This window comes from Ottowia caeni, assembly GCF_050821495.1.
GTDB lineage: Bacteria > Pseudomonadota > Gammaproteobacteria > Burkholderiales > Burkholderiaceae_C > Ottowia > Ottowia caeni.
Map to the genome: position 1 here is coordinate 3,308,833 of NZ_CP151080.1, position 21,423 is coordinate 3,330,255.

General features: G+C 61.7%; 13 protein-coding genes and 3 pseudogenes. 8 read left to right on the plus strand and 8 right to left on the minus strand.

Annotated features, from left to right (window positions below):
* Positions 1 to 34: 34 nt before the first annotated feature.
* From AAAK34_RS15585 to ppa, 5 genes are all read right to left on the minus strand, one after another.
* Positions 35 to 355, minus strand: a complete 321-nt coding sequence (locus tag AAAK34_RS15585) for a hypothetical protein (RefSeq protein ID WP_231694411.1) — start codon at positions 353 to 355, stop codon at positions 35 to 37.
* A 107-nt stretch (positions 356 to 462) separates the two neighbouring features.
* Positions 463 to 1,908, minus strand: a complete 1,446-nt coding sequence (locus tag AAAK34_RS15590; RefSeq protein WP_231694410.1) for a GTPase/DUF3482 domain-containing protein — start codon at positions 1,906 to 1,908, stop codon at positions 463 to 465.
* Positions 1,901 to 2,536 carry a DUF2868 domain-containing protein gene (locus AAAK34_RS15595; protein WP_431777462.1) on the minus strand — a complete coding sequence of 212 codons (636 nt, stop codon included), beginning with the start codon at positions 2,534 to 2,536 and terminating at the stop codon, positions 1,901 to 1,903. Before AAAK34_RS15595 ends, AAAK34_RS15590 begins: the two co-directional genes overlap by 8 nt.
* Positions 2,482 to 3,402: a DUF2868 domain-containing protein gene (locus AAAK34_RS15600; protein ID WP_431777463.1), complete on the minus strand. Its 921-nt coding sequence runs from the start codon at positions 3,400 to 3,402 to the stop codon at positions 2,482 to 2,484. Before AAAK34_RS15600 ends, AAAK34_RS15595 begins: the two co-directional genes overlap by 55 nt.
* A gap of 86 nt (positions 3,403 to 3,488) precedes the next feature.
* Positions 3,489 to 4,025 carry an inorganic diphosphatase gene (gene ppa, locus AAAK34_RS15605; RefSeq protein WP_231694408.1) on the minus strand — a complete coding sequence of 179 codons (537 nt, stop codon included), beginning with the start codon at positions 4,023 to 4,025 and terminating at the stop codon, positions 3,489 to 3,491.
* A gap of 227 nt (positions 4,026 to 4,252) precedes the next feature.
* Between ppa and AAAK34_RS15610 the strand changes: the two genes are divergently transcribed.
* From AAAK34_RS15610 to moeA, 8 genes and pseudogenes are all read left to right on the plus strand, one after another.
* Entirely contained in the window at positions 4,253 to 6,367 is a 2,115-nt protein-coding gene (locus tag AAAK34_RS15610) for a sodium-translocating pyrophosphatase (RefSeq protein ID WP_231694407.1), read from the plus strand.
* 128 nt (positions 6,368 to 6,495) lie between these two features.
* Positions 6,496 to 7,266 carry a class I SAM-dependent methyltransferase gene (locus AAAK34_RS15615; RefSeq protein WP_231694406.1) on the plus strand — a complete coding sequence of 257 codons (771 nt, stop codon included), beginning with the start codon at positions 6,496 to 6,498 and terminating at the stop codon, positions 7,264 to 7,266.
* A gap of 91 nt (positions 7,267 to 7,357) precedes the next feature.
* On the plus strand, positions 7,358 to 8,023 hold the full coding sequence (locus AAAK34_RS15620) for an alpha/beta hydrolase (RefSeq protein ID WP_231694405.1): 666 nt from the start codon (positions 7,358 to 7,360) through the stop codon (positions 8,021 to 8,023).
* 57 nt (positions 8,024 to 8,080) lie between these two features.
* Positions 8,081 to 8,605, plus strand: coding sequence for an Mpo1-like protein (locus AAAK34_RS15625; RefSeq protein WP_231694404.1), 525 nt, complete (start codon positions 8,081 to 8,083; stop codon positions 8,603 to 8,605).
* 196 nt (positions 8,606 to 8,801) lie between these two features.
* Entirely contained in the window at positions 8,802 to 10,232 is a 1,431-nt protein-coding gene (locus AAAK34_RS15630) for an aldehyde dehydrogenase family protein (protein ID WP_231694528.1), read from the plus strand.
* 144 nt (positions 10,233 to 10,376) lie between these two features.
* Positions 10,377 to 11,136, plus strand: a pseudogene (locus AAAK34_RS15635) (SDR family oxidoreductase).
* A gap of 114 nt (positions 11,137 to 11,250) precedes the next feature.
* Complete coding sequence (moaA, locus tag AAAK34_RS15640) at positions 11,251 to 12,387, plus strand: GTP 3',8-cyclase MoaA (RefSeq protein ID WP_231694402.1); 1,137 nt, start codon at positions 11,251 to 11,253, stop codon at positions 12,385 to 12,387.
* A gap of 35 nt (positions 12,388 to 12,422) precedes the next feature.
* Positions 12,423 to 13,724, plus strand: a complete 1,302-nt coding sequence (gene moeA / locus AAAK34_RS15645) for a molybdopterin molybdotransferase MoeA (RefSeq protein ID WP_231694401.1) — start codon at positions 12,423 to 12,425, stop codon at positions 13,722 to 13,724.
* Between the two features lie 116 nt (positions 13,725 to 13,840).
* Here the strand turns inward: moeA and AAAK34_RS15650 are convergent.
* The 3 genes and pseudogenes from AAAK34_RS15650 to AAAK34_RS15660 form a co-directional block, all read right to left on the minus strand.
* Positions 13,841 to 15,491, minus strand: a pseudogene (locus AAAK34_RS15650) (DUF349 domain-containing protein); the annotation flags it as partial.
* A 300-nt stretch (positions 15,492 to 15,791) separates the two neighbouring features.
* A pseudogene (locus tag AAAK34_RS15655) lies at positions 15,792 to 16,925 on the minus strand (DUF349 domain-containing protein); the annotation flags it as partial.
* A 123-nt stretch (positions 16,926 to 17,048) separates the two neighbouring features.
* Positions 17,049 to 21,203, minus strand: a complete 4,155-nt coding sequence (locus tag AAAK34_RS15660) for a DUF748 domain-containing protein (RefSeq protein WP_431777464.1) — start codon at positions 21,201 to 21,203, stop codon at positions 17,049 to 17,051.
* Between the last annotated feature and the right edge of the window lie 220 nt (positions 21,204 to 21,423).

Sequence of the window (21,423 nt, forward strand, 5' to 3'; positions counted from 1 at the left end):
ACCTCAGGCTCTTAAGCCGCCCCTCTGCACTGCCCTATTCGCGGTCACGCCGCGCGGGCCGGGAGCTTGCACTTACTGGAACCAGGGCATTGCCAGCCTGCCCTGCCTTGGTCCCGAGCAGCTTGTCATACCGATCAACCGTCGATCCGCAGTTACCATCTGCGATCCCGAACACCAAGACGGCGCCCGGCCCGAAACGATCCGGCACCGATTGATGCAGGGGAAGCGACATGTCGACTGGCGGGTTGGTGGACTCGGACAGCACCTCGCCCTTCGGACCCAGGACTGTGTAGCACGAAGCCCACGCGCCCACGTTGAACAGGCTGACTACAAGAAGCGTGACGATTTTTCTCATGCGGAACTCCCAGCGTGTTGCAAACCAGACACCGGAGAGGCGCAACCTGGATAGTGGCCGCCCCATACCCGCGCGTATCCCCATGATTTACGTGCAGGTAACAGCTGTCAAGCGGGCAAAGCCCTGGAATCCGAAAATTTTTCGTCTGAGAGATAGGTCGACATCAGCTGTTCCAACCTGCGTGCCGCTTCTTCCACGGTCTCCTGGCGATTGTCACTGGCACGCTGCCCTGCCATATTTTCTGTAGCGCGCTCCCACTCGGGGTGGCCGCGCGCGGGTCTGATCGCACGCACAAGCTCTCGTAGTCCCGCGCCCAGGCCACTCGACTGGCCCGGCGCGAGGCGCAGCTTATCCATGGCGGCGTGGCCACGCTGCTCCAGCGCAACTACCAGCTGCAGCATGCGATCGGCCAACAATAGCAGCACGGCGTCCTCCACGGTGAGTTCCTGCACCCCGCTGAAACGGTTTTCGAGCTTTCGCCAAAGTGGCTTCCAGCCGCCGCTGAGCGCACCGCCGATGGCGGCACCCAACGTGGTGGCCGCACCCAGGGACAAGCCCGCAAGCGCCACATCGGCCACCACGCCAATGCCGGCACCGATCATGGCGCCCAGGCCCAGCCGCTTGCTAGCCTCGCGCAAAATCTCCGGGTTGAACAGATCGTCTTCCCAACGCTCAGCCATCTGCGGCAGGCGCGCAACCTCAGCGTCACCCCTGCGAAAGGCGAAGACCTGCAGGAGGTCATCGACTGTTCGGCGAGCGTGGGCACCTACATCATCATGCAGCGCGCGCACAAACTCAGCACGACGCAGCTCCATGGCGAAGTCCTCCGCGCTGATGTGCCGCCGCATGGCCGCGACGTCAATGAGTCCGCTGGCCACCACACGACAGGCCGCGCGGCGGCGATCGACGACCTCAAGGGCCAAATACTCAACCACCTCGGCCAGTTGCTGGCGCTTGCCATGCAGGAGCGTGGCCAGATCGCCATAAAGGCGCTGCTCGGCGCCGATGAAGGGCGCCACGGCATCGAACTCGGCCTGTGCGTGCAAATTGCTCTCTAGCAACACTTGCCGCCATTGCTCTCGCCGGCTGTTCGGTGCGCGCACAAAGTTGAGCACCGGCATCACCGGCTTGGCACACCAGGTCAAGATCTCGATCTCCGCCCGATACTTTGGCAACACTGGTTCGCGTGTGTCGATCACCAGCATGGCCGCATCTGCCTGCTCCAGCAAGGTGCGCAACACTTTGGCCTCTTGCTCGAACGCTTCCCGGGACTCGGGCCCGGCCAAGAAGGCGCGCACGCGCTCGGGCCGCGATTCACCCGACAACCTGCCCAGGTACTCCAGCAAAGCCACCGAGTCTTCCAGACCAGGCGTGTCGGTAAATCTGACCGCTGAAGCCCCATTTACTTTTAGATCAATGGCCTCTGCATGCCGTGTAGTGCCAGGCCGATCCGACACCTCGCCAAAATCAACCTGACGGGTGAGCGTTCGCAAAAGCGAGGTCTTGCCGGCATTGGTGTGTCCGACGACTGCGATGCGGATGGGTTCAGACATTTTCTTGGGGAGGCACGAAGGAATCGACCAACTCTAATGCAGCCAGCGATTCTGCCGCCAGCCAGTCAGCCCAGCGGCGCGTGCCCTCAGTGTCTTCCAAAGCAACGGCGCTGCCATCAGCATTCACCAGCAGCAGGTGACATTGGGGCGCCAATGGCATGATTTCACGAAAAAACCGTGCGGTACCGCGGTCTGGGCTGGAAGCAGCATAAACGACGATGACCAGCGTCCAGGGCCTCACTTGCGCAAGCGCCGCTTCCACCGCCTGCCGCTCGGTGGAAGCGCCTGCAATGCGCTGCTCCAGCACGTTCTTACCCTCAAAACCCTCAGGTTGGCCCGGTAGCGGCCACGGCACCTCAGGGGGCAGCTCGAAGCCGATGATCGCCCGTGTGCCAGGAATCGCGGGCCCAGCAGGCAACACCCGAGGGCCTGCTGCATTAGCCGGTCTACGCTCAGGATCAGTGACCACGGGCGGATCCAGCGCATCCAGACGCATGAACACAGCGCGGACATAGGGGTCGGCCGTGTCGAGCATCGGCAGGCGAGCAACGCCGCTGCGCCAGCGCGCATAGCTCAGGAGCATGAAGACCACGCGCGGCAACAAGCCAAAGGTGAACACACAGCCCATGAGCCACCAAGCCCACTCTCGCTGGGAAGCAGCAGCCTCCGAACTTTGCAAGCCCCCATTCCGGCGCTTTGCACGGAAGCTGCATCAGGTACGGGAAAGCCGAGCAGCGAAGGCAACCAACCCGTGATCTGGACGAAGCTCTGGAAAAAATCAACGCTCAGGATGGTCGTTTCCCAGCTTAGCCGATAGGTATGAAACGCGAAACCGAAGGCAAGCACCGCCAGAATCAAGACGAATGCCAGCGCCCAGATGGTGTGACTGATCGTGCCGAACACCCAGGGCAACAGCCGATTCTTCTGCAAAAGGCGGTTCAAAGCCTGCTGCATGACGAACGAATGCGAACCAAGCGCCGGAAGTTTGTGCGAGGTGGTTAAGGACTGCGGCGCATGGGTACCCCAGAGCCGGCTGGCGCCCAGGCGAGCGGTGAGCCCCAAAGCGAGCCTGCCCAGCGATAGGCCGGCGAGCGCGCGGGGCCAGAGCATGCTCAAAAACCACAACCCGAGCGTCAGGGCATGCAGGCCGAGTAGCGTGACAAAGGCAGCCACCGCGTTAATGGTGGGTGCCTGACCCACCACGGCCCGGGCCGTGCCCAGCGCAGAAATGGCCACCAGTGCAGCCAACGCCATCACCACGACAAATCCCACCTGGCGCCAACGCGCCCACTCGGCCAGCATGCCCAAGCGGTCGCCAAGCAACCACGCCCGCTCCAGGAATTGGGCGACTCGGGTGGGCTGGGTCCGGTGTGCTTGCCGCAGCTCGGCCTGATCGTCTAGCGGGCCGGCCGCTTCGATCAGTGCCACGGCACCCGCGATCACTGCAGCAGGCAGCGGTGAATGGCGGTGAATGACGGGGTCTTGGAGAGGCACGGCGCGATTATGCCGAGCGGCGGAACCACTGTCCGTTACTCACCGCCAGCATAAAGCACAGCCCGCTCAATACACACCAAAGAAACTCAGGCTGCCGCCTTGTTATAGCTGGCCATGCCGTCGGAAATTTCCTTGCGTGCAGCTTCCGGGCCTTCCCAGCCCAGCACCTTGACCCACTTACCCTGCTCCAGATCCTTGTAATGCTCAAAGAAGTGGGCAATGGTCTTCAAGCGCATCGGATTCAGGTCTTCAGGCTTTTGCCACTGGGTGTAGATGGAGAGAATCTTGTCGGTAGGAACTGCCAGCACCTTGCCGTCTTGCCCTGCCTCGTCTTCCATCATGAGGATGCCGATCGGGCGGCAGGTAACGACCACGCCGGGGATTAGAGGCACTGGGGTAATCACCAGCACGTCGACCGGATCGCCGTCGCCGGCCAGGGTCTTGGGCACATAGCCGTAGTTGGTGGGGTAGTGCATGGACGTGCTCATGAAGCGGTCCACGAAGATGGCGCCGGTGTCTTTGTCGACCTCATACTTGATGGGGTCTGCGTTCATCGGGATTTCGATGACGACGTTGAATTCGTCGGGCGCCTTGTCGCCGGGGGTCACGTGGTCGAGAGACATATGGATTTCGGTTTAGTAGTGAAAATGCGTCAGGATTAACCCTGATTTTACTTTCGTGTGGCTTGCATCCGGAGGAAGTGTCACGTTTTCACGCTAAATTAGGGTGGTTGGCCAATCGTTACCAGCAGGTTCGGAGCGAGGAAGCAACGCGGTGGGAGATACCACTTGCGTTGCAAGCAAGTTGGTGGTGTCTCCTGAGCGAAACAGCTTTTGAGGAGACATCAACAATGAACGGAAATGCAGCGCTGATCCTGGCGCTTGTCTGCGGACTCGTAGCAGTGGCCTATGGCTTCTGGGCCCGCGGCTGGATCCTTTCTCAAGACGCAGGAAATGCCCGCATGCAAGAGATCGCCGCGGCGATCCAGGCAGGGGCGGCGGCCTATCTTGCCCGGCAGTACAAGACCATTGCCATTGTGGGCGTGGCGCTTGCCATACTCATCGGCATCTTCCTTGACCTCACCACCGCCATCGGCTTCGTGGTGGGCGCCGTGCTCTCGGGTGCGTGCGGCTTCATTGGCATGAACGTTTCGGTGCGCGCCAACGTACGCACGGCGCAGGCGGCCACCAAGGGCATCGGCCCTGCTTTGGATGTCGCCTTTCGCGGCGGCGCCATCACCGGCATGCTCGTGGTTGGCCTAGGCCTGCTGGGGGTGACCGGCTTTTACTGGTTCCTGGGGGGAACTGCGGCCAAACCTGATCAACTCAACCCGCTGATCGGTTTTGCCTTCGGCTCGTCCCTGATCTCCATCTTCGCCAGGCTTGGCGGCGGCATTTTCACCAAAGGGGCGGACGTGGGCGCCGATCTGGTAGGCAAAGTGGAAGCCGGCATTCCTGAGGATGACCCGCGCAACCCTGCCGTGATCGCCGACAACGTGGGCGACAACGTGGGCGACTGCGCCGGCATGGCGGCCGACCTTTTCGAGACCTACGCCGTGACACTGATCGCCACCATGGTTCTGGGTGGGCTGATGGTGACTAACGCTCCGGTTAACGCCGTGCTGTACCCATTGGGTCTGGGGGGCGTATCGATCATTGCCTCGATCATCGGATGCTTTTTCGTCAAGGCTTCGCCTGGCATGAAGAACGTGATGCCAGCGCTCTACAAGGGCCTGGCGATTGCCGGCGTGCTCTCGTTGATTGCCTTCTACGGCGTGACCTTGTGGCTGATGCCTGACAACGCCATTTCCGCCAGCGGTACGCAGATACGCTTGTTTGGTGCCTGCGCTGTGGGCCTGATCTTGACCGGCGGGCTGGTCTGGATTACGGAGTTCTATACCGGCACACAGTACGCACCCGTGCGCCACATCGCGCAGGCCAGCACCACCGGCCACGGCACCAACATCATCGCCGGCCTGGGCGTGTCCATGCGTTCCACGGCATGGCCTGTACTGCTGGTGTGCCTGGCCATCATTGCCTCCTATTCACTGGCAGGGCTTTACGGCATTGCGATCGCGGCTACTTCCATGCTGAGCATGGCCGGCATCGTGGTGGCTCTGGACGCCTACGGCCCCATCACCGACAACGCAGGCGGCATTGCCGAAATGAGCGAAATGCCCGCCAGCGTGCGGGACATCACCGACCCCCTGGACGCCGTGGGCAACACAACCAAGGCCGTCACAAAGGGCTATGCCATTGGTTCTGCGGGCCTGGCAGCACTGGTGCTGTTCGCCGATTACACGCACAAGCTCGAAGGTTTGGGCCAGGATATCAGTTTCAACCTGAGCGACCCGATGGTCATCGTCGGCCTGTTCATTGGCGGCATGATTCCCTACCTGTTCGGCGCCATGGCGATGGAGGCTGTGGGTCGCGCTGCCGGCAGCGTGGTGGTGGAAGTGCGCCGCCAGTTCAGCACCATCAAGGGCATCATGGACGGCACCGGCAAGCCCGAGTATGGCAAGGCCGTGGACATGCTCACCACCGCAGCCATCAAGGAAATGGTGATTCCGAGCCTGCTGCCGGTGGTCGTGCCTATTTTGGTCGGCCTGATCCTCGGACCGAAGGCCTTGGGCGGCCTGCTGATGGGCACCATCGTGACCGGCCTGTTCGTAGCCATTTCCATGTGCACCGGAGGCGGTGCCTGGGATAACGCCAAGAAATACATCGAAGACGGCAACTTTGGCGGCAAGGGCTCTGAAGCGCACAAAGCAGCGGTCACGGGCGATACCGTCGGCGACCCCTACAAGGACACGGCTGGGCCGGCCGTCAACCCGCTGATCAAGATCATCAACATTGTGGCGCTGCTGATCGTGCCGCTGGTCGTGAAGGTGCATGGCGGAGAAGCGGCCGTCGCCCCGCAGACCCCGACACCCGCCGTGGTGGTCGCGCCGGCCAATCAAAAATGAAAAAGGCAGGATGAGGCACGCATAGTCTTCCCCTTGTCTGTGACAATCGCAACAAAAGCCAGCGCCCGAGAACGTGAAGACGTTCTCGGGCGCTGCCTCCGAAGATCTACACAGCCGGTGAGCATTACATGAGCGCTTCAAAGAATCCTGCCAGCCCGAATCCGGTGCGTGCCCCGCACCAACCGCTCAAAGCGTATTACAGCTCCGAGGATGAGCGTGCAGGCTTCCTGCGCGAGATTTTTGACAGCACTGCAGCGGACTACGATCGGGTGGAGCGCACACTGGCCCTGGGGAGTGGTCCCTGGTACAGACGCCGTGCGCTGGAACGGGCAGGTTTACAGAAGGGAATGCAAGTCGTTGATGTCGGCTTCGGCACTGGGCTCGTCGCCGCGCAGGCCATTCACATCATTGGTAGTCCAGACCTGTTGACTGGCGTAGACCCCAGCCCAGCCATGATGGGTGCAAGCCCGCTGGCTGCGAAAGTCAAGCTGGTCGAGGGCAAGGCCGAGAGCATCCCGCTGCCAGATGCCAGTGCCGATTTCATCAGTATGGGCTATGCACTGCGCCACATCAGCGACCTCAGTGCAGCATTCCGTGAATTCCACCGCGTGCTCAAGCCAGGTGGGCGCTTGTGCGTGCTGGAAATCACCAAACCCGAAAGCAGGATTGGCTCCGCGATCCTGAAAGCTTACATGCGTGGCTGGGTTCCCCTTGCAGCCAGATTGAGCGGCTCCGGTACGCATACCCCACGCATCTGGAGATACTACTGGGACAGCATAGAAGCCTGTGCCTCACCACAGAGCATTCTCGACACTCTGAACGCTGCCGGACTGAGTGATGCAAATCGGTATGTCGAGTTGGGCATATTCTCCGAATTCCGGGCCCGCAAGCCCGTCTGATTGCCCATCAAGGCGCCGATTCGCGGTATCGCTGCCGGCCCTGCTCTGGGTGGCTGGTTGCGCCCTGCAGCGCCGCCCCCTAAGAACGCCAATGGATAGCTTCCTTGATCGCGCCGACTCTGCCCGCCGCGCAGACACGCTGCTGGTGTTGCTACCCGGCGCCTACGACACGCCACAGGACTTCATCGACCAGGGCTTCGTGAAGGCCGTTCGCGATCAGCGTATACCCATCGATTTGCAGCTTGTGGACGCCCACACAGGCTATTACACGGCACAGCAGATCGTGGAGCGCCTGATGGCAGAGGTCATTGCTCCGGCGCGGGCCGAGGGATATGCGAGAGTATGGCTGGCCGGGATTTCCCTGGGTGGCTATGGATCTCTGCTGCTGGCGCATCAGCACGCTTCCATGATCAATGGTCTCTTTGTCATGGCTCCATTCCTGGGCCGGCGTGATCTGCCCGCCGCCATCGCGCAACGCGGAGGACTGAGCACCTGGGATGGTCACATGCCGCAAGCAGATGGCCATGATTTAGCCTTGTGGCAATGGCTGCGCGGCTATTCAGACAGCCCTTCAGAGCGCCCTCCGCTCTACATCGGCTATGGAGAAAGCGACCGTTTCTCTTTCAGCCACCGCCTGCTGGCTGCAGTACTGCCAGCCGAGCGCGTGTTCGCGGTTCCCGGCGGCCACGAATGGGCGCCATGGCTGCGCTTGTGGCAACGCTTTTTAAGCGCCAGACCCTGGGAATCCCCCTCTTGAACGTGATGCGTTGACGCCGTACGATGCGCTGCAAAAGGCTCTAAACACGGGCGCCACATGAAAACCATCGTCGATCAACTCGCCAACTACGCGGCCTACCACAGGGAGCGGCGGAACATTGCCACTCATTTCGTGGGGATTCCGATGATTGTCGTTGCCGTACAGGTGCTTCTGGCGCGGCCGACGCTCACGGTCGGTCCGGTACCGCTGTCCGTGGCACTCATTGCCAGCGTGCTCACTGCAATTTATTACCTCCGGCTGGACAGACCGCTAGGCATGTTCATGGCCGCCTTCCTGGGCCTTGGGTGGTTGATGGCCGTCTCTGCGGCCAATCAGGCAACGGCCATCTGGCTCTGGATCGGGGGTGGACTTTTCACAGTCGGCTGGATCATTCAGTTCATTGGCCACCTTTTTGAGGGCCGTAAGCCTGCCTTTGTAGATGACATCGTTGGTTTGGTGATCGGCCCGCTGTTCGTAGCGGCTGAGCTGGCATTTCTGCTCGGCCTGCGCCATGACCTGCAAGAGGCCATAGAAGAGCGCGCCGGCCCCACCCGCCTGGGCCGACCGACCGCCGCACTTTAGTGTCCTGAATTGCAAATTCGTTGAACAAATCCACCGACAATCGCCGCCTTGCTGCGTCACAAAGCCTCGCGATACCACTCGGTATCACTGCGTTTTGTTCCTTGCCTGACACCGATTTCGGCAGATTTTTTTCTTCAACGAACTTACAACTCAGGACACTAGTGGCTTTCTTGCAATGCTCCTGCACAATGGATTCATGCAGCTCAACTTCATTGACAACAGCGCCATCGCCTCGCTTTCCGGCCGAACCCTGCCGGTGATCGACCCTTCCGACGGGCAACCCTTCGACGAAATCCAGCGCAGCAACGAAAGAGACATTGATGCAGCCGTGCGCGCCGCGCGGGAATGTTTCGACGGTCCCTGGAGCGCTTTGTCAGCGGCTGAACGTGGCCGACTTCTCATGGCGCTCTCGGTCAAGATCTCTGAGCACACCGAAGAACTGGCCGCGCTGGAACAGCGCGACTGCGGCAAGCCCACCAAACAGGCCCGTGCAGATGCTGCAGCCCTGGCCCGCTATTTTGAGTTCTATGCCGGCGCGTGCGACAAGCTCCATGGCGAGACCCTGCCCTACCAGCCGGGCTACAGCGTGTTTACCTGGCGCGAGCCGCATGGGGTCACGGGGCATATCATCCCATGGAACTACCCCATGCAGATTTTCGGCCGCAGCGTGGGCGGCGCGCTGGCGGCGGGCAACTGCTGCGTAGTCAAGCCATCTGAAGATGCCTGCCTTAGCCTGATCCGAGTGGCGCAGTTGGCAGCCGAAGCAGGCTTGCCCGGCGGCGCGATCAACATCGTTACAGGGTACGGACATGAGGTGGGCGACGCATTGGCCCGACACCCCGGCATCGACCACATCAGCTTTACAGGCAGCCCAAGCGTAGGGACCATCATTCAGCAGGTGGCCGCCGAGCGGCATTGCCCCGTCACGCTTGAGCTTGGCGGCAAGAGCCCGCAGATCATTTTTGCTGACGCCGACCTGGATGCAGCCATTCCAGTAGTCATCAATGCCATTGTTCAAAACGGCGGTCAGACCTGCTCGGCAGGCTCACGCGTGTTGATTGAGCAGCCGATCTATGAAGGCCTTCTGGACCGCCTGGGTCAGGCCTTTGAGGCACTTCGCGTCGGCCCTGCGGCCATGGATTTGGATGTGGGCCCCCTGATCCGCCAAACGCAGCAGCAGCGTGTGTGGGACTTCCTGAGCGATGCGCAAGCCTCCGGCATTCCTTTGGTGGCACAGGGTGTGGTCGTGGAAGAAGCCCCGGAATCGGGCTTTTACCAAGCACCCGTCTTGCTGGCAGATGTACCAGTGATGCACCGCCTGGCACAGGAAGAAGTGTTTGGCCCGGTGCTTTCGGCCATGTCTTTCAAGGATGAAGATCACGCCGTGGAATTGGCCAACGCCACCCGTTTCGGACTTGTGGCGGGCGTCTGGACACAGAATGGGGCTCGGCAGCTACGCATGGCCAGGCGCGTTCGGAGCGGGCAGGTGTTCATCAACAACTACGGGGCGGGCGGCGGGGTGGAATTACCGTTTGGCGGCGTCAAATCGTCCGGTTACGGGCGCGAGAAAGGTTTCGAGGCGCTCTATGGCTTTACCACCTTGAAGACGGTGGCCATAAAGGCTTAGGGCGATGGCGCACCCCTCGAAATACAGAGAGAGCTCTTCCTGAAGGCCAATCCGCACAGGCTGCAGATACCAAGCTGGAGCATGGGGGTCCCTGGAAAAAGTCTCGCATTCAGCTGAAAAGACAATACAAAAGGAGATCACACCATGCGCGTTTCGGGTAAATCCATCATCGTGACAGGCGCCGGTGGCGGCATTGGCGAAGGTATCGCACGGCGGCTGGCTGAAGAGGGTGCCAGCATCGTTGTCAACGACATCAATGAGGCCCTGGGCGAGAAGGTGGCGGCGGACATTCGCGCGCATGGTGGGCGGGCTGACTTTTTGCTGCCGATATGACTCAGGGTGCCCAGGTGGCGGCGCTGATCGAGAACGCCGTACAACTCAACGGCAAGCTCGACGCCGTGGTCAACAACGCCGGCTGGACGCACCGCAACCGCCCCATGCTCGAAGTCAGCGAAGCTGAATTCGACAAGGTTTACGCAGTCAACATGAAGAGCATCTACTGGAGCGCGATTCATGCCGTTCCGGTCATGAAAAAAGCGGCGGCGGCAGCTTCATCAACATCGCCAGTACGGCAGGCGTTCGCCCCCGGCCCGGCCTCACCTGGTACAACGGCAGCAAGGCGGCCGTCATCGTGACCTCAAAGTCCATGGCCGCAGAGCTGGGACCAGACAATATTCGAGTCAACTGCATCAATCCGGTGTTCAACCCCGACACGGGCCTGTCGGCCGCGTTTGCCGGAGGCCCAGTGGACGATGCGCGACGCGCCAAGTTCCTGGCCACCATTCCGCTTGGACGCTTCTCAACGGCGCTTGACGTGGCGAACGCCGCGCTCTACCTGGCTAGCGACGAAGCTGCCTTCGTGAGCGGTGTATGCATCGAGGTGGACGGGGCGCGCTGCGTATAGTCTGCTGAACTGCAAGGGACATTCAAGGCGGGTTGCGATTCCATTATTTCAGCGGACTACTATCAAGCCCTCGCATCCTATGTGTGCATGGTGGCTCAGGGATAATTTACTGATATGGCAACACGCGTGATACCTTTGGTCGACCAACGCAGCCGGTCGCACACCGTGCCGCGCTCCGCACGGCCTGTGCCACTAGTGGCTGGCGGTTCACTGGTAGACACGAGGGGGCGCCCCTTGCGTGACCTCCGCATCAGTGTGACCGACCGCTGCAACTTTCGCTGCAGCTACTGCATGCCCAAGGAGGTGTTCGATAAAAATCACCAATACCTGCCTCACTCCAGCCTGCTCACATTTGAAGAGATCACGCGCCTGGCGAAGCTGTTCGTCGGTCACGGCGTTCAGAAACTGCGGCTGACCGGAGGCGAACCACTCCTGCGCAAAGGCGTCGAGTCACTGATTGCCCAACTCTCTGCCTTGCGCACCTCCGAGGGCCAGCCCCTCGACATCACCTTGACTACCAACGGCTCTCTACTGGCGCGCAAGGCAAAGGCGCTGAAGGACGCAGGCTTGCGGCGCGTTACCGTCAGCCTCGATGGACTGGACGACGCCATCTTCCGCCGCATGAACGATGTCGATTTTCCGGTGGCCGACGTCTTGGCAGGCATAGACGCCGCGCAGGCAGCGGGGCTCGGGCCGATCAAGGTCAACATGGTGGTCAAGCGCGGCACCAACGAACAGCAGATCCTGCCCATGGCACGGCATTTTCGTGGCACGGGCATCACGCTGCGATTCATCGAATACATGGACGTTGGCGCCACGAACGGATGGCGTATGGATGAGGTCATGCCTTCTGCCGAGGTGGTCAAGACGCTGCAATCGGCCTTTCAGCTAGTGCCCCTTGAGCCGACGACACTAGGTGAGACAGCCGAACGCTGGGGCTACGTAGGCACAGACGGGCAACACGACCCTTCCCTCGGCGAAATCGGCGTGATCAGCAGTGTGACGCATGCATTCTGCGGAAGCTGCAACCGCGCCCGGCTCTCAACCGAAGGAAGTATCTATTTGTGCCTGTTTGCCAGCCGGGGGTACGATCTCCGTACACTGCTTCGTGACGGCGCGAGCGATGAAGAGATCTACGAAGCGATTGCTGCCATTTGGCAAGGCCGCGCAGACCGCTACAGCGAGTTGCGCGCCAGTTCGTCGGAACAAGCACGCGGTCCTCGGGTGGAGATGAGCTACATCGGTGGGTGAATGCTACACAGCACTGAAAGCATGTTCAAAACCTTATGAAGAGCCTCGCTGAGATCGTGGACCAGCTGCAAGACTTCGACCCCGAAGGCTTGAAAGCTGAGCAGGTGAGCGCATTTCTCGCGGAAATGGTCGAACCCGTTTCGGAGGTCGAGCGCGTGCCTTTGCTTGCGGCCCTGGATCGTGTGCTGGCCGAGGCTATCATCTCGCCAATCAGCGTACCTCCGCACGACAACTCTGCCATGGACGGCTTTGCGTTCGACGGCGCCCAGCTTCAGCCCGGCACGCCGCTGCGCCTAAGGATTGTCGGGACGGCACTGGCCGGCAAGGTATGGAAGGGTGCGGTGGGTGAAGGCGAGTGCGTAAAAATCATGACGGGCGCCGTGATGCCCCCGGGGCTTGACACCGTAGTGCCTCAGGAGCACACCAAGCAGGAAGACCACCACGTGGTCATACCAGCCGACACGCTCAGGCGTGGCGCCAACCGACGCCATCGCGGAGAAGATCTCACGATCGGACAGCAGGCACTCGCTCAAGGCGAGCGCCTGGCCCCAGCTGCCCTGGGCCTTCTGGCCGGACTGGGGCTCACCCAAGTGCCGGTTTATCGGCGCTTACGAGCGGCTTATTTTTCGACAGGCGATGAGATCTTGTCTCCAGGAGAAGCGCCGAAAGAGGGCTCGGTGTACGACAGCAACCGATACACGGTTCTGGGCATGCTCACCCGCCTGGGTTGCGAAGTGATTGATCTGGGCGTCGTTGGCGACAAGCCCAACCTGCTTGAGGCCACGCTCGCGCAAGCCGCCTCACAGGCAGACGTGATTATTACCAGCGGGGGAGTCAGCGTCGGAGAAGCCGATCACACGCGAAAAATCATGAACAAGCTTGGCGACGTCGTCTTTTGGCGCGTTGCCATGCGACCCGGGCGGCCCATGGCGGTAGGACGCATCGCGAAGCCAGAGAGCGCCCATGAAGGCGCTGTATGCAAGCGGCAGGACACCCTGTTATTCGGTCTCCCCGGGAACCCGGTGGCCACCATGGTCACGTTTCTGGCATTCGTGCGCCCTGCCCTGCTGCGCTTAATGGGCGCTCGCCCCCAGCCCACAGTGCTACTCAGAGCCACCTGCGAACACCCCATCTCCAAGAAACCGGGCCGCACGGAATATCAACGCGGCATCGTCACCCAGCACCCAGGCGGACGCCTTACGGTCCGCATCACTGGCAACCAGGGTTCCGGCATCCTCTCTTCCATGGTGGACGCCAACGGCCTGATCGTGCTGGAACACGAACAGGGCAACGTTGCAGCCGGCGATGAAGTTGGCCTACTGATGCTGGAGAGCTAACGAATCTGGGTTGTTGAGGCGGTGACCATGCACGATGTCACCACCATCATCGCCGCTCAGCAAGAGAGACGAAAAAGAGACAAGCAAGGGCGGGCGCTGTAACCCGCCCTGTGTCCTTACTTGCGCATCAGCACCTTCAGAGCATTTTGCAATCGCCGTGCAGTGGCTTCGTCGTGCGGAGTAGCAAGCACTTTACCTGCATCGGCCGCCCAGGTCTCGGAAGGACCGGGCTCGTTGCGCCGGGTCAACAACTGCAGTTGCAGGGCTCGGCGAGCGTTCAGGTGTTCGGCTGGCGTTGGAACTTCGGCGGCCATTTCCAAACGCAGCAGCGGCTCAGTCGCCTCGCCTTTGGCCGGAGCCTGCAAAGCCTGGGCCCAATTGCTACGAACACCACCGCTGACGCTTCTACCCAACTCCTGCGCACTCGGCAATTGCTCCGGCTGACGGGCAGCCCAGGCACCCAAAAGCTGAGTCAGGGTTTCACCATGCGCTTGCGCAGCAAGCTTTCTGAGTTGGGCTTGGGCGTGTTCGACCGCGTCGCGCTGAGCACGGAACGCGGCATCTCCCAGGCGCGGGCCCCGCTCCGGACGGTCGCCAAAACGGCCACCCCTGTCGCCAAATCCACCGGCGCCGCGGCCATCGCGATCAAAACTGCCCTTGCCGCCATCGCGCCGATCTCCGGGACGACCATCTCGGCGGTCGCCGAACTTGCCGCCTCGGCCCACGCTTGCGGGCTCAACTTTGCGTGCCCCTGGGCGATCGTCGCCGCGCATGGCCACCAGAGGCTTGGCAGGCTTTGCAGGGGCTGCCGGTGCTGGCGCTGCCTCTTCGGCAGGCGCATCGGCCTGCTCGGGAGCACCTGCATCAGCTGCAGCCCCTCTTCAGGAGCGGCCTCCAACGCTTTCGGCGGGGTTTCAGTCGACTCGGCGGTAGCCTGGTTCTGCGCTTGGCGGGTAGCTTGCGGAGCAGACACAGCCTCCCCACGGGTAGCGGCCTCCAGCTGCGCCAACGCGGCGCGGATGCGCTGAGAATCGCCGCTGGCATTGGCTGCCTCAAGCGCCTTGGCGGCGTCGAGAACGGCTCTGTCGTGCGCGCTCATGGCGGCGGTGGCCTGCTCGCGCTGTTGCGTCTTGCGATTGAATGCCTCGTCGATCGGCTTGCGGAATGCGTCCCACAGTTTTTGCTCAAAACGGCGGTCTAGCGGCACCGTTTGCGCTTCGGCCTGCCAGCGCTGCTGAAGCGCCTTGACAGCATCGATCCGCAGCATGGGTGCTGCGCCCAGAGCCTCCGCTTCAGCAATCATGGCTTGGCGACGCTCGGTACTGAGTTTTTGCGCCGCTTCAAGAGGCGCGGCTGCCTTGTGAATAGCCTCTTTCCACTGAGGTTGCAGCTCTGCGAAAGCTTTCTCAGCCAAATGGCCGGCGTTGCGCCAACGCTCGGAAAACTGATGCAACTGGCGATTAATGGCTTTCCAGTCTGCGCCTTCTCCGGCCCCTGCATGCTTGGCGCCCCAGGCCTTGACCTGCTCGATCAGGGCCAGGCGCTCCGCCTTGTGCGCAGCCGCCTCGGCCCGTACCGTGGTAAGCCACTGTTCAACGAATTTATGGGCTTCGTTACAAGCGCGGTCGAATCGCTTCCATAGCCCATGGTTGGGAGCGCCCCCCTGATCGGCAGCTTTCCACTCCTCGCGTAACTTGCGAATGGTTTCCTGCAGCTTGCGACCGCCCATGGCGGGAACCACCTCGAAGGACTCGCCGTCGGCCGGAGCGGCGGCAGCAGATGCCGGCGTTTCAGACGACTGCTCGACCCCAGCGCTTGCTGCGACGGTCTCACTTGTCGCGTCTGCACTTGGCTCGGTTTTTCGAGCGCTGGCACTTCAGGGGCGGCACTCACCTCAGTGGATTCTGAAACCGGTGCGTCAGTCACTTGGGTCACTGCATCGGGCGCAGCCACGGCCTCCGGCGCGTGGTCAGGGGACGTCACCTCTGCAGCAGGAGTTTCAGCACCAGCCGATGCATCCTGCTTTGCCGAAACGGGCGGACGCTGCCCTTTCACCTTGCGCTTGACCAACAGCGCCTCGGCTTTGGCCACCAATTGCTCGCGCACCTTATCGGCGCTCCAGCGCTGCCAGCCTTCCAGTTCGCCGGCCGACACCAGCGCAGCGTGCACACGCGCCTCCAGTGCGTCGTCGATCAGGCGGCCATGCACCTTGAGCGACTGGCGCAAGGCAGCCGTAGAGCTATGTGTGTTCTTGGTATTGCCACTGGCAACCGCCTGTTCCAGCAGCATGACGCCCACCTCGACGGCCTTGGTGGCAGCAGCGCGCTGCTCAGGGTCAACCGCCGGCTTGGCAGGTCGCTCCGCCTTTTCCGCAGCGGCCGCGGCAGCAGCGGCCGTGGGCTCGCCTCGGGCAGCACGCAACTCATCGGCCCATACCGGCACAGGCGGCAGCGGAGCGTTGACATCGGCTGCGGCAGCAACCACTTGTGCCAGGACAGCCTCGAAAGCTTCCCACACGGCAGTCAGCTGACTTTGTGCAGCCTCGAGTTGCGGTGGGTAGCGCATATCCACGCTGAGCCATTGTGGATCATCCAGCAAGGCACGCGCCTCGGTGCGCCAGCGCTCGACATCAGCCACCAGCCCAGGTTGCGCGGCTTGGGCGTCCTGCCATGGCTTGGTGGAGAGCAACTCAATGCGCTGTGCAAGCATGACGGCGGCTTCACGCTGCACCATCACGCGTTGCTGCAGATCTTCAACTTTCTTGATCCGCTCGACCAGTTCGCTGCGCAGTGCCGACAAAGGCTCGCGCGAGAGCGGTGCGCCCGCCTTGGCGGCATCGCGTTGCCAAGCCAATGCGTCAGCAATGTTCAGGCGCGATGCGCCAAGCAGCGCCTCTGCCTTGCTGGCCCATTCAGCTGCCACAGCCTCTTGTCCTTTGGCCCGGCGGAGTTCGTCGAGCTTTTCGCGCAGTGCCTTGGCCGCCCCTTTGTCCTTGGCAGAAAGTTCCTTGAACACTTCTTGCATCTGCTCGACGGAGGGTTCGGAGGCCAGCCAATCGCGCACGCGCTGGGCACGCTCGCCCGATGTGGCGGCAGAGAAAACGCCACCCGTGAGAGCGTCAAGCGGATGCGCCTCTGGCGCCGGCTTGGCGGCCTGCGGCTCTTCTGGCTGGTCTTTTTGGTCGCGAGAGAAGGAAAACATATGTCTGAAAAAGGAGGAGCGCCTAAGCGGGTAGAAACCTGTTGAACAGGTTTCCAGGAATCCTGGAACACGCTATTTTCGCTGGTTTAGTCCGAGACTGGCCAAAACTTGAAAACGCCTATCCTACTTCGCACTCAGGTTCAGCTCCGCCCGAGGTGCCCAAGCGGTCTGCTTACCCGCCTCGCCGGCCCCACCAGCCGGCGTGGCAGGAGCTTCGGTAGCCGCCTTGCCAGTGCGCGCGGCACCCAGAAAAAGGCGCTCAGCAGCTAGCTCCTGGCTGGCCAGATAGTCCTTCACCGCCACGCCGCGCTGCACGGCAAGCTGGCGCATTGCATCTTCATTGACGTCAATGTGCGCCATAAGGAGCGCCTCCATCTCGGCAATGGGTATGTCTTTGGTGAGGCCGACGACATTGCGTGGCTTGCCAGGCAGATCGGCACGCCGATACACACGCCTGAGCAGCACGGGATACTCCTCGGCACTCATCTCGGAGTCGCTTGCCTTAGTCGCGCTGGCTGCAGCCAAGGGCGCCGAAGCTGCCGACGCCGCTGTCGCTGCTGCGGCACCAGCCGCCCCCAACTGAATTGCCTGCCCCGAACCACGCCTCTCAGCCGCCACGAGCGCATTCAACCGCTCGCGGAGCCAGCCCTCGCGCTCCGCCGCCAAATCGGCCGTACCGATCACGGTCACCTTCAACGCAGGCCGATCCTTCAGCGCCTTGGCGACCTTGTCCAGCCGCGAACGAGCGTCGGCGCTCAGAGCGGCGCTGCCAGGAGCAAAAGGAACTTGTGCCAGATCATCGCCGCCTGATCCGCCACCCAACGCCCGCGCAAGCAAAGTGAATGGTGCGGTAATGGCGCGGCCAATTAAATTCACTACCGCCTTGAAAATGATGGGTCCGAGGCTGAACTGCGGATCATTCAGTGAGCCACTGATCGGAAAATCAAGATCAATCACGCCATGGCTATCCGCCAGCAGGGCGGTGGCAAGTCGTACCGGCAAGCTGGCCGGAGCTCCGGGCACGGGTTCACTGAATTCGAGTTGGTTAAGGACCAGCTTGTTGGTGGCAGTCAAGCGCCCATCAGGCAGCACCAGATAGGTCACGTCCACGCTGAGCTTGCCCCGCTCAATCCCATGCCCGGCGTACTTCACCGAGTAAGGTGTCAGCGGAGGCAACTCCAGATCGCGCACCTTGCCCTTGATGTCCAGTGCAAGTGGCTTGGCCAATGGATTGAGCTTTCCGGACACTTCCAGAATCGCGCTGCCTTCTGCTCGCCCGGTCAGTTGGAGGTTGGCCATTTCGGGGCCGTTGGCCGGCGCAACGGAAGAAAACGCGCTCAGGCTACCATTAAGCTCGCTCAAGTCAGCCGAGTAATTGGGGCGAATGAATCGATCGGAAAACAGCACTTTGCCGCTGGCGAGCTTGATAGGCCCAAAGCGAATCACGGGTGCATTGGGATCAACCACTGCCGCCGGGGCTGCCGGTGCAGGCGCGGCGGAAGCGCCGGATCCCACGGCACTGGCGGAAGACTCACCCGCCGCTGGCATGGCGTTGGCCGCTGCGACGACAGGCGATGCCGCAGGGGTAGATGACGCAGGTGCCACGCCCTCTGCAGACTTCAGAATATCTTGCAGGTTGATCCGACCACTCGGGTGAATGATCAGCCGCGCATAAAAATCAGACAGCAGAGTGTCCTTGACCTCCACCTGGGTCGGTTTGCCCGGCTCCAGAGCCACCTCCAGGCCCCCCAGTTTCAGCAGCTTCCAGCTCAGCAACTCCTCCCCCAAGCCTCCGGCCGTACGGGTCGTCGGCGCCACAAGCGCCTGAGAAGCTGGTGCCACGGCCGTTGTGGTGGTGGTGCCACTGCGGCGAACGGTGGTCGTGGCAGCTTCCGCCTCTGGCACATTCGCATCGGTGGCCGTATCCGGGCGGCTATGGGTTCGCAACTCCTCGACCAGCACGTCGCCGTTCAGTCTGGCACGCGGCCCTTGCCGGGTATCGCCATAAGCCACCTGGCCTTTGAAGCTGGCATCCGCCCGCAAGATATCAATATTTAGCGCATCACCAAAATACGGCTCAAAGGCGTGCACGGGCATGCGCTGTGCATCCACCGAACCCTGCACGGCCAGCGGTTCGAGGCCTACGGTACCCCGCCATGAAAGCCTCCCGGGGTCAGCGCGGCCCGTACCAAGCTGAGCCGACAAAACCACCGGCATGGGCTTTCCGGCATCCAGATCGACCTGCTTTGCCTCCAGCTTGAGCTGGGTCAGGTCGGCACGCACCGGCCGGGCCATGGCAAAGTCGCGCCAACCCACCGTGCCGCCGTTGACTGCGATCTCGTTGAATACCGCCTTCCACGGCAATTCAGCGACTGCGCTTTCACGCGACAGGGCTGGCGCCGCTGGCGCCGCTGACGCCGCCGACGACTCTGGGGGCTGGCGCAGCCAGGATTCATACATCCAGCGTTTGCGCTCATCGCGCGCCACATCCAGCTTCGGCTCCACGACCAAAAGCCGGCCCACACTGGCGCGACGGGTTCGCAAATCGACGCGCGCGTCTGTCAATTCGATCTGCCGAATGGAAGCCAGCGGTCCCTCGTTACCGCGGGTTCGCCTGGACCCTGCATCTCCAGCGGCCTGTCGAGCCGACTGCGAGCCTGCGGCCAGTATCAGGTCGTTCAGCGCCATGCGCTCCGATGTAATTTTGATGTCTTGTGGCAGATCAGGCGCCTTGGCGGCTACCCATTGCACGCCAAGCCGTGCGTCAAGTGCGCCCGTCAGGCTCGGTTTCAGCGTTTGCGCAAGGTAGGGAGCGGCCAAAGCAAGCGGCAGCCTGCTTACGCTGGCATTGACCTCGGCGGCCTGATCGGTGGCGGTGCCCTCGAACTCCAGAGAGGGCACCTTTGCGGGCGCTGGCGCATCGGGGCGTTTGGCACCACTGCGCGCACGCCCCACCGAAGCCAGGCCAGGCACCGCAGGCGTCAACCCCGCTGCACCCTCCAGCACCGCAGAGCCCTTGAAGCTCAAAGGTTGGGCGAACGGGTAAACAATGGTGGCAGCGGCCAGTTCAAACTGACCCAAACGCAGCGATGCAGCGGGCACGTCATCTGCCGCAGGCACCTGGTCGGTCACCTCAATGGTGCCTCCATGCACGGCCAGCTTGTCAACCGCCACTTGGAAGGTGTTCTGTTTAATCTGAGCCGCATCTGCCTTCGAATCTGCTTCGCTCTTGGCGGCAGGTTTGCTTGCGACCCCCGCGGGTTCGGACATAAGCAGATTGATGCGCCCCTTTGAGTCGCGTCGCACACCTAATCGTGGGCCACTGAGCTCCACAGAAGCAAGATGCACCTTCCGCTCAAGTGGTCGCACGTCGGCCAGGTCGACCTTCAGCGCATCGAATGCGAGCGCTTCTGCCCCGCTCTGGTCGACGGATTTCAGTCCACTCACTTCAAAATGTCCGCTCAGCCTCAAAGAAGGCTCAGGTGTCTGCTCAAACCCCAGGCGGATTTCGGCATTTACCGTGGCCGCTTGCAGCTTGATCGGCAGGCCGGCCGGTATGTAGCCCAGGTACGGCTCCAAATCTAACTGCGCAAGCCTCAGCGAGGCATCAGTTTGCCGAGAATCGGTAAACGGAAGGGCTTGCGCGCTGGAATCAAAGCTGCTGCCGTTGGCAACAAAGGCCAGGTGTGGCTGCACCTTGATCTCGCGCTGGGACGGGAGGTTACTGATAAAGGGCAGCGTCAGCCGCAGATCGCGAACCTGGTGCTTCTGTTCGACCGCCTGGTCGTCGAAGTCGATGGAGCCACCACTCAACTCAATGTTGTAAAGGGCGAAGCGAGCTGGCCGACCAGTGTCTGGTTCCGCAGGCGGCTTCGCCAGGCGGGCAACGATGTCGTCAAAATCGTAACGTCCTTCGCCCTGGTGAACCAATTTCAGAACAGGCTCTTCTATATGAATAGCGTCGAACACCGGCGCCAGCCGCCAGATTGACTCCACTTCCGCGTCGGCATACACGCGCTTTACAGTCAGTTGCGCTGGACCACCACCGGGGCCGGCCACCGCCACGTCACGCACCGACAGTTCCAACGACCATGGCTTGAACTCCACAGCGCCAATACTGACCTTGCGGCCCAGTTGCTCGCTGGCAATTTTCTCTCCCTGCCACTTGGCCAGAGGAGGCAATGCCAGCCAGGCGAGCAGCCAGATCCCTAACAGAACCGCTATGGCATAAACAAAACGACGAGCAAAGCGATTGAGCCGTCGAATTCCAGTGTTCAACTGAGGTTTTTCCTCTGCGGGTGAAGGTGTGGGTACTTCTTGCTGGCTATCTTCCATCGCTCATCCTGGATGGCTACCGAACCTGAACCGCCGATAGCGAAATAGACCCAGCGAGGGCATTCCTTGCAGGCTCCGAGGTAGGTGGATTGTCCATGCAGACTGCCTTGCCAAGCAGGAAGAAATTCATACAAATTGCAAATTATTGCCGGCCCAAATAGAA

Bases quoted from the DNA above. Each gene is read 5' to 3' on its own strand.
- AAAK34_RS15590 (WP_231694410.1), bottom strand. From the start codon at position 1,908: ATGTCTGAACCCATCCGCATCGCAGTCGTCGGACACACCAATGCCGGC.
- AAAK34_RS15585 (WP_231694411.1), bottom strand. From the start codon at position 355: ATGAGAAAAATCGTCACGCTTCTTGTAGTCAGCCTGTTCAACGTGGGC.
- AAAK34_RS15615 (WP_231694406.1), top strand. From the start codon at position 6,496: ATGAGCGCTTCAAAGAATCCTGCCAGCCCGAATCCGGTGCGTGCCCCG.
- AAAK34_RS15610 (WP_231694407.1), top strand. From the start codon at position 4,253: ATGAACGGAAATGCAGCGCTGATCCTGGCGCTTGTCTGCGGACTCGTA.
- moeA (WP_231694401.1), top strand. From the start codon at position 12,423: ATGAAGAGCCTCGCTGAGATCGTGGACCAGCTGCAAGACTTCGACCCC.
- AAAK34_RS15620 (WP_231694405.1), top strand. From the start codon at position 7,358: ATGGATAGCTTCCTTGATCGCGCCGACTCTGCCCGCCGCGCAGACACG.
- moaA (WP_231694402.1), top strand. From the start codon at position 11,251: ATGGCAACACGCGTGATACCTTTGGTCGACCAACGCAGCCGGTCGCAC.
- AAAK34_RS15595 (WP_431777462.1), bottom strand. From the start codon at position 2,536: ATGGGCTGTGTGTTCACCTTTGGCTTGTTGCCGCGCGTGGTCTTCATG.
- ppa (WP_231694408.1), bottom strand. From the start codon at position 4,025: ATGTCTCTCGACCACGTGACCCCCGGCGACAAGGCGCCCGACGAATTC.
- AAAK34_RS15630 (WP_231694528.1), top strand. From the start codon at position 8,802: ATGCAGCTCAACTTCATTGACAACAGCGCCATCGCCTCGCTTTCCGGC.
- AAAK34_RS15625 (WP_231694404.1), top strand. From the start codon at position 8,081: ATGAAAACCATCGTCGATCAACTCGCCAACTACGCGGCCTACCACAGG.